13 protein-coding genes are annotated in these 12,789 nt (G+C 65.4%); 6 read left to right on the top strand and 7 right to left on the bottom strand.

Translation table 11 applies throughout. The features are described 5' to 3' along the window. Nucleotides 1-44 precede the first annotated feature (44 nt). From metK to nhaA, 4 genes are all read left to right on the top strand, one after another. Nucleotides 45-1,259 carry a methionine adenosyltransferase gene (gene metK / locus ACNI3R_RS16635; RefSeq protein WP_426185370.1) on the top strand — a complete coding sequence of 405 codons (1,215 nt, stop codon included), beginning with the start codon at nucleotides 45-47 and terminating at the stop codon, nucleotides 1,257-1,259. 148 nt (nucleotides 1,260-1,407) lie between these two features. Continuing rightward, nucleotides 1,408-1,977 (top strand): class I SAM-dependent methyltransferase, encoded by a 570-nt coding sequence (locus tag ACNI3R_RS16630; RefSeq protein ID WP_426185368.1) that lies wholly within the window; start codon nucleotides 1,408-1,410, stop codon nucleotides 1,975-1,977. After that, nucleotides 1,970-2,650, top strand: coding sequence for a tRNA (guanine(46)-N(7))-methyltransferase TrmB (trmB, locus tag ACNI3R_RS16625; protein WP_426185366.1), 681 nt, complete (start codon nucleotides 1,970-1,972; stop codon nucleotides 2,648-2,650). The genes ACNI3R_RS16630 and trmB overlap by 8 nt, the downstream gene beginning before the upstream one ends. Nucleotides 2,651-2,773: 123 nt before the next feature. After that, a complete protein-coding gene (gene nhaA, locus ACNI3R_RS16620; RefSeq protein ID WP_426185364.1) occupies nucleotides 2,774-3,955 on the top strand; it encodes a Na+/H+ antiporter NhaA in 1,182 nt (393 codons plus the stop codon). 6 nt (nucleotides 3,956-3,961) lie between these two features. Here the strand turns inward: nhaA and ACNI3R_RS16615 are convergent, their stop codons facing one another. The 6 genes from ACNI3R_RS16615 to ACNI3R_RS16590 form a co-directional block, all read right to left on the bottom strand. Continuing rightward, the gene (locus ACNI3R_RS16615) at nucleotides 3,962-4,174 is read right to left on the bottom strand and encodes a DUF2061 domain-containing protein (RefSeq protein WP_426185362.1); all 213 of its coding nucleotides are present in this window, start codon (nucleotides 4,172-4,174) and stop codon (nucleotides 3,962-3,964) included. A gap of 319 nt (nucleotides 4,175-4,493) precedes the next feature. Then, nucleotides 4,494-5,333, bottom strand: coding sequence for a TorF family putative porin (locus tag ACNI3R_RS16610; protein WP_426185360.1), 840 nt, complete (start codon nucleotides 5,331-5,333; stop codon nucleotides 4,494-4,496). 209 nt (nucleotides 5,334-5,542) lie between these two features. Continuing rightward, nucleotides 5,543-7,060 carry a SulP family inorganic anion transporter gene (locus tag ACNI3R_RS16605; RefSeq protein WP_426185358.1) on the bottom strand — a complete coding sequence of 506 codons (1,518 nt, stop codon included), beginning with the start codon at nucleotides 7,058-7,060 and terminating at the stop codon, nucleotides 5,543-5,545. Then, nucleotides 7,057-7,749 carry a carbonic anhydrase gene (locus ACNI3R_RS16600; protein ID WP_426185356.1) on the bottom strand — a complete coding sequence of 231 codons (693 nt, stop codon included), beginning with the start codon at nucleotides 7,747-7,749 and terminating at the stop codon, nucleotides 7,057-7,059. Before ACNI3R_RS16600 ends, ACNI3R_RS16605 begins: the two co-directional genes overlap by 4 nt. 124 nt (nucleotides 7,750-7,873) lie before the next feature. After that, on the bottom strand, nucleotides 7,874-9,205 hold the full coding sequence (locus ACNI3R_RS16595) for an ATP-binding protein (RefSeq protein ID WP_426185354.1): 1,332 nt from the start codon (nucleotides 9,203-9,205) through the stop codon (nucleotides 7,874-7,876). Further along, entirely contained in the window at nucleotides 9,202-9,912 is a 711-nt protein-coding gene (locus ACNI3R_RS16590) for a response regulator (protein WP_426185352.1), read from the bottom strand. The genes ACNI3R_RS16595 and ACNI3R_RS16590 overlap by 4 nt, the downstream gene beginning before the upstream one ends. 258 nt (nucleotides 9,913-10,170) lie before the next feature. Here ACNI3R_RS16590 and ACNI3R_RS16585 point away from each other — a divergent pair, with 258 nt between their 5' ends. Further along, complete coding sequence (locus ACNI3R_RS16585) at nucleotides 10,171-10,626, top strand: MaoC family dehydratase (RefSeq protein WP_426185350.1); 456 nt, start codon at nucleotides 10,171-10,173, stop codon at nucleotides 10,624-10,626. Nucleotides 10,627-11,325: 699 nt separating this feature from the next. Here the strand turns inward: ACNI3R_RS16585 and ACNI3R_RS16580 are convergent. After that, entirely contained in the window at nucleotides 11,326-12,165 is an 840-nt protein-coding gene (locus tag ACNI3R_RS16580) for an HpcH/HpaI aldolase/citrate lyase family protein (RefSeq protein WP_426185348.1), read from the bottom strand. 175 nt (nucleotides 12,166-12,340) lie between these two features. On the opposite strand from ACNI3R_RS16580, the gene ACNI3R_RS16575 reads away from it, so the two are divergent. After that, nucleotides 12,341-12,781, top strand: coding sequence for a dihydroneopterin aldolase (locus tag ACNI3R_RS16575; protein WP_426185346.1), 441 nt, complete (start codon nucleotides 12,341-12,343; stop codon nucleotides 12,779-12,781). The last annotated feature ends 8 nt before the right edge of the window (nucleotides 12,782-12,789 follow it).

Genomic DNA, 12,789 nt, shown 5'->3' with positions numbered 1-12,789 from the left:
GCCTTATCAGGCGACTATCATCCCAAGAGGGTCAGTCAGTACCTATGCGCAGCAACTATCTCTTCACCTCCGAGAGCGTGTCCGAAGGCCATCCCGACAAGGTCGCCGATCAGATTTCGGACGCCATCGTCGACCTCTTCCTGTCGAAGGATCCGGAGGCGCGCATCGCGTGCGAGACGCTGACCACCACCCAGCTGGTCGTGCTTGCCGGTGAGATCCGCTGCAAGGGCGTATATGAGAACGGCGCCTGGGCTGCGGGCGCGCAGGAAGAGATCGAGAAGACCGTCCGCGAGACGGTGCGCGAGATCGGTTACGAGCAGGACGGCTTCCACTGGAACCAGTTCCGCTTCGAGAACAACCTCCACGGCCAGTCCGCCCATATCGCCCAGGGCGTCGACGCCAGCGGCAACAAGGATGAGGGCGCCGGCGACCAGGGCATCATGTTCGGTTTCGCCTGCGACGAGACCCCCGACCTGATGCCGGCCACGCTCTATTATAGTCACAAGATCCTCGAGCGGATGGCCGCCGACCGCCACTCGGGCGCGGCGCCCTTCCTCGAGCCCGATGCCAAGAGCCAGGTCACGCTGCGCTTCGAAAATGGCAAGCCGGCCGCCGCGACCGCGATCGTCGTGTCGACCCAGCATGGCAAGGGCTATGACGAGGGCGAGAAGGAAGCCGAGCTCAAGGCCTATGTGAAGCAGGTCGTCGCCGACATCCTTCCGGCCGAGCTTCTGTCCGACAAGACCGTCTATCACATCAACCCGACCGGCAGCTTCGAGATCGGCGGGCCGGACGGCGACGCGGGCCTCACCGGCCGCAAGATCATCGTCGACACCTATGGCGGTGCAGCCCCCCATGGCGGCGGCGCCTTCTCGGGCAAGGACCCGACCAAGGTCGACCGCTCGGCCGCCTATATCAGCCGCTACCTCGCCAAGAACATCGTCGCCGCCGGGCTCGCCCGCCGCTGCACGATCCAGCTGGCCTATGCGATCGGCGTGTCCGAGCCGCTGTCGCTCTATGTCGACACCCATGGCACCGCGAGCGACGGCATTACCGATGCCGCGATCGAGGCTGCGATCCAGGGTATCGAGGCGCTCGGCCGGCTCACCCCGCGGGGCATTCGCACCCATCTCGGCCTGAACAAGCCGATCTACCGCAAGACCGCAGCTTACGGCCATTTCGGTCGCAAGGCCGAGGGCGACCTGTTCCCGTGGGAACGGACCGACCTGGTCGACAAGCTCAAGGCCGCTCTGGCCTGATCGTCCAGCCCTGATCTTTTGGCCCGATCTTCATGCCCCCGGCCCGGCCCGTCCGGGCCGGGCTTATTGTTGAACAGCCGTTTCTTTCCTCTGGCGCAGCATGGCGGGAAGCGAGTAGGGCAGCGTCGTGACCTCGAGCGGAGCGCCCATGTCGGATCTCGCAGCCTTCCTGCGCGCCTGGGCGCGGGATCCGCTCGGCATTGCAGCCGTGGCGCCCTCGGGACCCTCGCTCGCCCGGCTGATCACGGCCCACATCACCCCCGACATGGCCCCGGTGATCGAACTCGGCCCCGGCACGGGCGTCTTTACAAAGGCGCTGCTCGACCGGGGGCTGCAGCAGTCGGACCTGATTCTGATCGAGAACGAGGCCGATTTCGCCCGCATGCTTGAGACGCGCTTCCCGCAGGCGCGCATCGTGCGCGGTGACGCGGCCGGTGTTCACCGGCATCGGGCCCTGTTCGTGAACGGCCTTGCCGGCGCCACCATTTCGGGCCTGCCGATCCTCAGCATGAACGTGAGCCAGCAGATGAAGATCCTGCGCGGCTGCTTCGACCTCATGCGACCGGGCGGCCGCCTCTACCAGTTCAGCTACAGCCCGGTCTGTCCGGTGCGGAAGCCCGTCATGGACCGGCTCGGCCTCAAGGCACGGCGGCTGTCCAGCACGTTGCGCAACCTCCCGCCGGCCGCCGTCTACGAAATAGGTCGCGACCATGAATGATCCGCTCTCGATCCGCCGCCTCTATGGGCGCCGGCAGGGGCACAAGCTGCGGCAGGGACAGGCGGAACTGGTCGAGCGGCTCTTGCCCGAGATCAGCGTGCCCGAAACCGGCGCGCTCGACGCGCCCGTCCTGTTCGGCGACGATCGCCCGCTGGAGCTCGAGATCGGCTTCGGCAAGGGCGAGCATATGGCCTGGCAGGCGGCGCAGCGTCGCGGGCATGGCTTCATCGGCTGCGAGCCCTTTCTCGACGGCGTCGTCGGTGCGCTGCTGAAGATCGACGAGCTGAGCCTCGACAATGTCCGGCTGCACATGGGCGATGCGATCGATGTCCTCGAGCGCCTGCCCGATGCCTCGCTCGACCGCGCCTGGCTGCTTCACCCCGATCCCTGGCCCAAGGCGCGCCACGCCAAGCGCCGCTTCATGAACGACGGCCCGATCGGCCTGATCGCGCGCAAGATGAAGCCTGGCGGCGAATTCCGCTTCGGCACCGACCACCCCGTCTATGTCCGCTGGGCGATGATGATCATGGGCCGCTCCCCCGACTTCGAATGGCTGGGCGAAAGCCCGCGGGACTTTCTCGTCCGCCCGGACGACTGGCCCGAGACGCGCTACGAAGCCAAGGCACGCACGAAGGGCCATGAGGTGTGGTATTTTCGGTACAGGCGCCGATAGTCCACCAGGGTTGCGAGGGGGACAGGCCTCTGCGATAGCGGCCGTGGGTGCTCGTCCAGCCGGGACGGGCAGGTTTTGCCGTTGGTCGGGCCGCCAGCGGGCAGACCTATGCCCGGAGTTCCGATGGTCCTTTCCCGCCTGAAACCGCGCAGCGCGCTTCGCCAGTTCTTCCACGGGCAGGCATCCGCCGGCCTGATGTTGATGGCCTGTGCCGCGCTTGCGCTGATCGTGGCCAATTCGCCCCTGGGCCCTGCCTATGAGCATAGCCTCCACGCCCTGCTCGGCCCTTTGTCGGTGCAGCACTGGATCAACGACGGGCTGATGGCGATCTTCTTCCTGCTGGTCGGGCTGGAGATCAAAAGGGAAGTGCTCGACGGGCAACTGTCGTCCTGGCCGCGGCGCATATTGCCGGGGCTTGCCGCCGCCGGAGGCATGGCGGTGCCGGCGCTCGTCTATCTGTTCTTCAATCCGGGGCCGACGGCGCATGGCTGGGCCATACCGGCGGCGACCGACATCGCCTTCGCGCTTGGCGTACTCGCCCTGCTGGGCAAGCGCGTTCCCGTTTCCCTGCGCATCTTCCTGACCGCGCTCGCGATCATCGACGATCTCGGCGCCGTGATCATCATTGCGCTCTTCTACACGGCGGAGCTGTCGCTGCCGCATCTTGCTGCCGCGGCCGGGTGCGCCGGCCTGCTGTTCGCCATGAACCGGCTGGGGGTGCGCCGCCTGTCCCCCTATCTGCTCGTCGGGCTCGTCCTGTGGGTCCTGGTTCTGGGCTCCGGCGTCCACGCCACGCTGGCAGGCGTGGCCCTCGCCTTCGCCATCCCCTTGCAGGAAACGCCCGGCCGACCGGACTCCGAGACACGGAGTCCGCTGCACCGGCTGGAACATCTGTTGCACATGCCCGTCTCCTTTCTGATCCTGCCGATATTCGGTCTGGCCAATGCCGGGGTTCGCGTGATCGGCCTTCCATCCGAGGCTTTCACCGCTCCGATCACGCTTGGAGTCGGCCTGGGATTGCTCTTGGGGAAAGTGGTCGGCGTGTTCGGGACATCGATCCTCGCGGTCCGGGCGGGGATCGCCGACATGCCCGCGCACGCCACCCCGGCCCAGTTGGCCGGGACCGCGCTTCTGTGCGGCATCGGCTTCACGATGAGCCTGTTCATCACGCTGCTCGCCTTTGCCGGAGAACCGATCCTGCAGGCCGAGGCGAAGATCGGTATTCTCGCCGGATCGCTCCTGGCCGGCCTGCTCGGTTTTCTGATCCTGCGGTTCGCGCGGCGAGAAGACGATCCCGCAGATTGAAACGGGTCAGGCTGCGATGGGCGCGTAAACCCGTTTCGCCATAGCATGGCGTTTCCAGGCGCGCTCGTGGAAGAAAAAGGCGACGGCGTTGACGCAGGGCTCGATCAGCGCGATTCCGCCCGCGACCCGCACCGATCCTGTCAGCGCATAGGCAACGCTGAACCCGATCGTCAGGTGCAGGGAGAGATAGGTCAGGGTCTTCAGCAGATCGGTGGGCATGGCTTCGTCTCCGTCGCTATATATTGCGATTGATTCGCAAGTAAGCAAACGGGCTTCGTCGATCAGAGCAACGCAGAGGGTCGATCAACGCGCATCGAGGGCAATGGCGGCTTGTTGTCTATGGCGATTGCGCCACACCATGCCCCTGCGTCCGGAAAGCGCGGATATCCGCCGATCTTGGCAGGAGAAATTGCTGCGATGCGTCATTAGCATCTTTGCAACGAAATGTTTCTGATGCTTTCCGTCAGGGCTGATGCGCTTCACCACATGAAAAACGGGGCGCGCTAGCGGCACGCCCCGTCCTTGAGGTTTCGGCGGATCAGAAAGCGGCGCTGACCGAAAAGACCACCTTGCCGCTGGCGATCGACGAACCGTTCTTCGTCGACGAGAAGTTCGGCAGCAGATAGGCCGACTCGCTCTTCGAGATGTCGGTATCGACATAGGAAATGCCGAGCACCACCGGTCCGACCGCGACATCGGCACCGACCAGCCAGTCGAGATATTTGCCGGTGGGCGCGACGCTGGTGCCGTTCGGACCGAGGCCCGAATTGCCCTTCGAGTAGCCGAGGTGCCCCTTCAGAGTCACAGGGGTGCTCGGGATCGCGCCGGAGATGTCGCCCCAGATGTAGAGATTGTCTTCCTTGGCGCCCGGCGCGTCGGGAACGCCCGTACCGAAGGAAGCGCCATTGAAATACCAGCGGCCGAGAGCCTGCTGCTTCGGCGCGTAAGCGACGCCGCCAAGCAGATTGACGGGACCGGCCGTGCCGCTGAGCTTCAGGTAGAGTTCGGCGAAATCGGTCTCGGAGGCGCCGCCCGGATACATGAACCAGGTCAGGCCGGTGTCGACCGCAACCGCGTCGGTCAGCTGGACCTTGTAGCCGGCGAACAGGTCGAGCTCCATGTTCGAGCCGCCGAAGGTGCCCCATCCCGACAGATTCGAACCCCAGGTGCCGGCATAGAAGCCGCTTTCGTGATTGATGGTGATACCGCCCTGAATCGCCATTTCCTTGTCGCTCTGCGACACACCGCGGAAGCGGTAATCGGAAACGAGACCGACGCTGCCGGTCACCTTGAAGGCGGAGCTTTCCTCGTCCTGGGCGAGAGCCGGCGTGGCGGCCGCAAGAGCCAGGACTGCGGCGGTGAGTTTCGGAAAGCGCATAAAGACAATCCCCTTTTCGGTTTAGGATCGTCCCTCCTCATCGACGTGCGCCATCTCTATGCGGATCGCGTCTCCGTTCGACGGTCCTATTATGAAGATGAGCTTCAGCAATACGTTTCTGGACTGTTACAAATTGTTTCTAAAAGCCAGCGCCACGCTCCTTGTTCGGGGAGCGTGACGCTGTTGCAACACCTAACGCATAGGGCAGGTTATGCTGCCATGCGACGAAGATGCTCCTCGTCGCAATCGACCCGGACCTGCGCCCCACCCGACCGATGGCGACGCACCCACTCGCCGATCATCTCGGCCATGCTGTGATCGATCGCCGGCACGTCGCGCATGTCGAGGCGAACCGGACGACCGCCCGGGATCGCTTCGAGTATCTTCGAGACCTTGGGCAAGGCTACGAAGGTCGCGGCTCCTTCAAGACGGACCTCGCTCTCGTCGGCCTTCTCGGCGGTGTCGACCTTCAGCTTGAGCTTGCGGATATGGGGCAGCAGCTCGATCATCGACAGGGCCAGACCCACCAGCACGCCCGTCAGCAGATCCGTGGCGACGACCATGACGAAGGTCGCGACCCAGATCATCGCCGGCAGCACGCCATGATGCTTGAACAGATGCTGGACATGCGAGACCGATACGAGTCGCCAGCCGGTGACGACCAGCACGCCCGCGAGCGACGCCATCGGGATCTCACGCAGCAGCCAGGGCAGCAGGGCGACGAAGGCAAGTAGCCAGCCGCCATGGAGAACCGCCGACAGACGCGTCATAGCGCCGGCCTGCACATTGGCCGAGCTGCGCACGATGACGCCCGTCATCGGCAACGCACCGGCCAGACCGCACAGGAAATTGCCCACGCCCTGCGCGCGCAGTTCCTTGTCATAGTCGGTCCGTACGCCATCGTGCATGCGGTCGACCGCAGCCGCCGACAGCAGGGTTTCCGCGCTGGCGATGAAGGCGATGGCGATCGCGGTGACCACAAGCGCGGGCTGCAGGAGCTGTCCGACGAAGCCCTCACCCGGAGGGACGACGGCCGCGACGATCGACTCAGGCACGTCGACCCGCGTGATGGAGAGGCCGAAGGCCCAGGCAGCGACAGTGCCGGCGATCACGCCGATCAGCGCGCCCGGCACCAATTTCATCGACTTCGGGCGCAGCTTCTCCCAGCCGATCATCGCGACAATGGTCAGCAGGCCGATCGCGAAGGCCAGTTCGGCCGCTTCGATATTGGACGCGGACAGGCCCAGCATCCGCCCGGGCATCGCCGCCAGATTCTGAAGGCCGCTGGCCAGCGGCTTGGCGTCGAACAGGACGTGGAACTGCCCGACGACGATCAGCGCACCGATGCCGGCCAGCATGCCGTGCACGACCGCAGGCGAGATGGCGCGGAACCAGCCGCCGAGGCGGAACACGCCCGCAACGAATTGGATAGCCCCCGCCAGCACCAATATGGGACCGAGTGCGGCCAGGCCGAAATCGCGGACGATCTCGAAGACGATCACGGCGAGGCCGGCAGCCGGTCCGCTGACCTGCAGCGGCGACCCCGCGAGCAGGCCGACGACGAGGCCCCCGATGATCCCGGTGATCAGGCCCTTTTCGGGCGGTACGCCAGACGCGATGGCGATACCCATGCAGAGCGGCAAGGCCACGAGAAAGACGACGATCGACGCCGTGAAGTCTCGCGACAGGGTCGCCCCCGAAAAAAGGGAGGCAGGGGCGGCCTTCATTCTGCGGCTTCCTGAAGGAGGTCGGCAGCAAGGCGCTGCGCGGCGGGAAGCGCGACCGGGAGCGGCTTGTCGGCGGTCATCGGCGTGAAGCGGCCGGTCTTGCCGTCGAGACCGAGCACCTCACCAGCGTGAATGTCGACGAACCAGCCGTGCAGCGCGAGCTCGCCGCGCGCGATGGCGGACGCCACCGACGGATGGGTGCGCAGATGCGACAGCTGCGTCACGACATTCTCGAGGGCAATGATGCGGACACGATCATTGTCGCCCGCTTGCGGATAGGCTTCGCTGGCGACCTTCTGCGCCGAATGCGAATGGCGCAGCCAGGCGGCGACGTTCGGCATGCCTTCGAGCGATTCAGGATTGGCGAGGGCCTTCATCGCGCCGCAGTCGGAATGGCCGCAGACGATGATGTCGCGCACGCCGAGAACCATGACCGCATATTCGACCGTCGACGAAACGCCGCCATTGGCCTGCGAATGCGGGGGGACGATGTTTCCCGCATTGCGGCAGACGAACAGGTCGCCTGGAGCCGCCTGAACGATGAACTCGGGCACGACGCGCGAGTCGGCGCAGGAGATCATCAGAGCCTTGGGGCTCTGTCCGTCCCGCGCCAGCTTGCCATAAAGGTCGCTGTTGCTGGCGAATGTATTGGACTGGAAACTGACTACGCGCCCTAGCAGCTCGTTCATTTCTGGACTCCGAAATGTGCGCCGATAAGACGGCGGGAGTCTCGAATATCGGGCCGTCTCTTTGCGGCGGCGCAGCGTCCCTGTAAAAAATCATTGCTGTCGACGAAACGACCGAAGACGGCGATCAGGCGAGTTTCTGCGCGCCCTTCACGGGGATGTCGATGTCGGCCTGCAGGCCGCCTTCGGGACGGTTGGTCAGACGCAATTCCCCGGCATGGGCGCCCACGATCCGCTCGACGATGGCAAGCCCCAGACCCAGCCCCTCAGTGTTCCGCTCGCGCGCGGTGTCGAGCCTGACGAAGGGCTGCTTCGCCGCCTCCAGATCGGCCTCTGGAATGCCGGGGCCGTCGTCGACCACGCGCAGGATCACGCGCTCGTCGATCGGGATGAGCGATACCGTAACCGTCTGCGCATGGCGCAGCGCGTTCGTCACCAGATTGTCGAGCGCGCGCTTGAGATCATAGAGGCGAACGAAGGCATCGAAATGTTCGGGCCCCTCATAACGCACGTCATGCCCATGGTCGGTCGCATCGTCGACGACGGTCGCGGCCATCACCGCGATATCGGACCGGACGCGCGGCTGATCATTCTCGTCGCCGCCGAGAAAGGCGAGCAGTGAGGCGATCATCGTTTCCATCTCGATCGCATCGCGCTGCATCGCGTCGCGCGCGGCGCTGTCGCCGACCATGTCGATGCGCAGCCGCAGGCGTGAAATCGGGGTGCGGAGATCATGCCCCACCGCCGCCAGCGCCTGGGTCCGGTCCTGGATCAGGCGCTGGATACGGTCCTGCATGGCGTTGAACGCCTTGACGACGCGCAGCACCTCGCCGCTGCCCACTTCAGGCAGGATGATCCGGTCGCCATAGCCATAGCGTTCGGCCGCCTGGGCCAGCATCCGGATCGGCTTCAGCGTGTTGCTGATCAGCAGACTGCCGATCACGAGCAACGCCATTGCGGGGACCAGCGCCAATATCACCCTGCCCAGGGCAAGGTCCCAGCCGCTCTCGACGTCGCGCGTGCCGAAGGTGATCCAGCTGCCATCGGGCAAGGTCATCCCGCCGACGACCATCGAGTTCAGCCCGGGCGACTTGAGCTGCAGCCGCATTTCGGAATCGGCCAGCGCCGGCTCCCAGCTGACGATCTGGTCGCGCATCTCGCGCAGTTCGGGGGCCATGCGCGGCGGCTCGGGCAGGGACTCGCCCCAGCGCACATCATAGCGATCGGTGGTCAGCAAGGATGCCATGGCCGGGCGTTCGCGCGGGGGACGTTCGGCGATCAGCTTGCGGGTGATGACGAGATGCTCGGCCAGGCGATGCGCCTCGTCCTCGCGCAAGGAAAACTCACTCGCCCGTTCGTACAGCAGCGTGCTGGTGCAGAACTCGACCGTCACCGTCAGAAGCAGGATGATCAAAATCCGCCCCACCAGCCCAAGCGACGGGCGCACGAGATGGATCAACTGCGCGAAACCTCGGCGTTGAACATATAGCCGACGCCGCGGACCGTCGTGATCGGGGCATCCTTGCCGGCGCTCTGCAGCTTGCGGCGCAGACGGCTGACGAGGACGTCGATGCTCCGGTCGGAAGCGTCGCCCAGCCGCGTCCGCGACAGCTCGATCAGCCGCTCGCGCGCGATGACGCGCTGCGCATTGTGGACGAAGCTGGAGAGAAGATCGAACTCAGCGCCCGTCAGATCGATGATGGCGCCCGTCGGCGAGGTGAGCTCACGGCGCGGGAAATTGACGGTCCAGCCGTCGAACGAGGCCTCGTTGCGCCGACTGACGTCGCTCTGCCGGTCCATGCCGCCACGCCGCAGCACGGCGCGCACCCGCGCCATCAGCTCGCGCGTGCTGAACGGCTTGGGCAGATAATCGTCGGCGCCGATTTCCAGCCCGATCACCCGATCGGTCTCGCTGCCCTTGGCGCTGATGAAGATGATCGGCACGTCGCTCTTCTGCCGGACCTGCCGGCAAAGCTCGATGCCGCTGGTGCCAGGCAGCATGATGTCGAGCAGGATCAGGTCGACCGGCTCGGCGTTGAAGATGATCCACATTTCCGGCGCGGTCGAGGCCGGACGGACCGTATAGCCATTTTCCTGAAGCGCCCGCGCGGTCAGGACCCGGAGTGAGGGATCGTCTTCAACCAACAGGATGGTACTGGACGTCACGGTCTTCCTCATCGGGACGGATGCAAATCAGGTATGGGGGCACTGCGGACCCGTCAACCGCCCCGCCCCGCAAAAGATTGCGCCGTCGCACTCGGCAATATTTTGACATGATATGGACGACATGCGGACATGGCCAGCGCAAGTTGAAGCAGTGCGCCGGCCATAGGTCGCGTCTATGTGCCACTGGGCAATGTTTCGATTTTGCCGGGCGCGCCGCGCCTTCTATCCTCGCGACAGCCCAAGCAGAAGGAGGCCGCGATGGCGGGACGCTGGTTCGACGAGTGGACGGTGGGGGATCGGCTGACGCACGACATCCGCCGGACGGTGACCGAGACCGACAATCTCCTCTTCTCGACGATGACCCACAATCCGCAGCCGCTGCACCTCGACGCCGAGGCCGCGCGTCAGAGCGAGTTCGGGCAGATCCTCGTCAACGGCACCTTCACCTTCGCGCTGATGGTCGGTCTGTCCGTCGGCGACACGACGCTGGGCACGCTCGTCGCCAATCTCGGCTATGACAAGCTGGTCATGCCGAAGCCGGTGTTCATCGGCGACACGATGCGCGCCGAGACCGAGGTCGTCGAACTGCGCGAATCCCGTTCACGCCCCGACGCCGGCATAGTCACCTTCCGCCACCGCCTGGTGAACCAGCGCGACGAGGTCGTGTGCGAATGCCTGCGGTCGGCGCTGCTGCGGCGGAAGCCTGCGGCTTAGGTCGTAGGGTGATAAAAGCGGCCTGCCGAGTACCGACCCAATGCCAGTCATAGCGCGACAAAGGCGTGTGCTCTGAAAGCTGCCGATTGTTCAGGTCCGATGTCTTAAGTCGCCTCAGGCTCCATTTATGGTCATTTCTTCGTGCATGGAAAACGAGTTAGGGCAGCGCGCAAGCCCCATCGGTCTGCTTCCGTCACGTCCAAGCACAAACCTCCCGTCGCTAGGCCTGCCCATTCAATCCGAGGCCCATCCTTCGACGCTGTGACAACGAGATAGTAGCTGAGCCCCGTGCGAGGCCTTGCGGAAGCCTGCATGGTGGAAACCGTTGCTGGAGTTTTTGGTCCGACGAGCCTGCGCGTGATTGTAAAGGTCGTACGGAATGAACCGTCTATGATCATCTCGCATTTCTCATCGAGACAGATGCGCGGGGCTTCCGGCAGCGAAGATATGTCCTCGACGTGGGTCAGCTTCGCCTCGACCAACGAGGTTGTTGATTGTGCGTGGGAAGGCAACGCCGCCAGTAAAGCGCATCCAGCGAAGGCGAGTTTTTCTCTGATCACCACACTCCTCCCCACGTCGCCATTTCCTCATGGAGTGTCCGCCCACCGCTCAACTGTTGCAATAGCGGAAAGGCGGCTTCCCACCCCATCTCGGCCGCGCGATCCAGCGGCTGAAAGCGGCCATCTTTACCTTTACGGACTAAAGCCCGTCCGCGCGGACCAGGAGTGCCTCGGCCTGCTTCAGGTGCGGCCGGTCGACCATCTTGCCGTCGAGTTTGAGCGCACCCACCCCCGGATGGGCGGCGAACAGCGCGACGATGGCCTTGGCATGGGCAATCTCGGCTTCGCTCGGGCTGAAGCCGCGATTGATCGTTTCGACCTGCGACGGGTGGATCGCCATCATGCCGGTGAAGCCATCGCGCCGGCCGCGTGCGACATAGGCGGCGAGGCCTTCGCTGTCTGCGATGTTCGGATAGACCGTCTCGATCGCGGCGACGCCGGCGGCATGGGCCCCGAACAGGGTCAGCGCGCGGACCATCTCATAGGGCGGGGTGTAGCGCCCGTCCTCCTCGCGCGAACTGGCTGCGCCGATCGCCGCCGGGAGATCCTCCGCGCCCCAGGTCATACCGATCAGACGCTCGGCATAGGCGGGGTAGCTGCCCAGCGCGAAGATGGCGGCGGGCGTCTCGGTCGCGATCGGCAGGATCGGCGGACAGTCGGCACCGGCCAGTTCGACCAGCCGCGCGACCGAGCCCTGCCCCTCGGCCTTGGGCAGCACGACCCCCGCCGGCCCCGCCGCCGTGATCGCGCGCAGGTCCGCGCCGACATGCTCGGAGTCGAGCGGGTTGATGCGGACGAAGCTCGGCACCGGGGGCGTCGAGCGCAGCCATTCGACGATCGCCTCGCGCGCGCCGGCCTTGGCTGCGGGCGCGACCGAGTCCTCCAAGTCGAGGATCAGCGCGTCCGCGCCGCTGGCGGCGGCCTTGGGAAAACGCTCCGGCCGGTCGCCGGGCACGAACAGGAGCGATCGCAGTCTCATGGCTTCGCATTGCCTTCGCGGCCCAGCGATGGCAATCGGCGAATCGGACTGGGGAGGTCGTGATCCGACGGAGCCGCCGCATGAAGCGGGGGCCCGACAGCCTGGACTCCCGGCCACCTCGCCGAACCGACCGCGATAGTCTAGCCGGTTGATCCGGGCCTGCAGGGAAAGACGCATGACACAAGGCAAGCGCATGATCGACCGGGCACCGGTGGACGGGTCGCTCGAACCGACCGCACCCTATCGGCGCAGCCGCTCGGCCCCGGTCGTCCTCCACCAGCGCGTCTGCGTCGACGACATCCGTGTCGAGGCCTTCATCGGCGTGCACAGCCATGAGAAGAACCGGCGTCAGTCGCTGATCGTCGCGGTCCAGCTCGATATCCTGCCGCCCGAGGCCGACACGATCGACGATACGATCGACTATAACCGCATCGTCGAGGAATGCCGGCGGCTGGCCGACCGGAGCATCGGCCTGATCGAGAATTTCGCGCGCCAGCTCGGCGAGGCGCTGCTCGCCGATCCGCGCGTGATGCGCGCCGAGATTTCGGTCGCGAAGCCTGGCGCGCTGCCCAATGGCGTCGCGCGCTCGACCATCGCGCTGGCGCGGGGCGCCTGATCCGATCC

The organism is Rhizorhabdus antheiae (genome assembly GCF_049889055.1).
In the GTDB taxonomy this organism is placed as follows: Bacteria; Pseudomonadota; Alphaproteobacteria; order Sphingomonadales; family Sphingomonadaceae; genus Rhizorhabdus.
The sequence above is the reverse complement of the archived record's forward strand: the minus strand, read 5'-3'. Positions and strand labels throughout refer to the sequence as shown.

Coding starts and splice junctions, on each gene's coding strand:
- metK (WP_426185370.1), top strand. CDS start 45: ATGCGCAGCAACTATCTCTTCACCTCCGAGAGCGTGTCCGAAGGCCAT.
- ACNI3R_RS16630 (WP_426185368.1), top strand. CDS start 1,408: ATGTCGGATCTCGCAGCCTTCCTGCGCGCCTGGGCGCGGGATCCGCTC.
- trmB (WP_426185366.1), top strand. CDS start 1,970: ATGAATGATCCGCTCTCGATCCGCCGCCTCTATGGGCGCCGGCAGGGG.
- nhaA (WP_426185364.1), top strand. CDS start 2,774: ATGGTCCTTTCCCGCCTGAAACCGCGCAGCGCGCTTCGCCAGTTCTTC.
- ACNI3R_RS16615 (WP_426185362.1), bottom strand. CDS start 4,174: ATGCCCACCGATCTGCTGAAGACCCTGACCTATCTCTCCCTGCACCTG.
- ACNI3R_RS16610 (WP_426185360.1), bottom strand. CDS start 5,333: ATGCGCTTTCCGAAACTCACCGCCGCAGTCCTGGCTCTTGCGGCCGCC.
- ACNI3R_RS16605 (WP_426185358.1), bottom strand. CDS start 7,060: ATGAAGGCCGCCCCTGCCTCCCTTTTTTCGGGGGCGACCCTGTCGCGA.
- ACNI3R_RS16600 (WP_426185356.1), bottom strand. CDS start 7,749: ATGAACGAGCTGCTAGGGCGCGTAGTCAGTTTCCAGTCCAATACATTC.
- ACNI3R_RS16585 (WP_426185350.1), top strand. CDS start 10,171: ATGGCGGGACGCTGGTTCGACGAGTGGACGGTGGGGGATCGGCTGACG.
- ACNI3R_RS16580 (WP_426185348.1), bottom strand. CDS start 12,165: ATGAGACTGCGATCGCTCCTGTTCGTGCCCGGCGACCGGCCGGAGCGT.
- ACNI3R_RS16575 (WP_426185346.1), top strand. CDS start 12,341: ATGACACAAGGCAAGCGCATGATCGACCGGGCACCGGTGGACGGGTCG.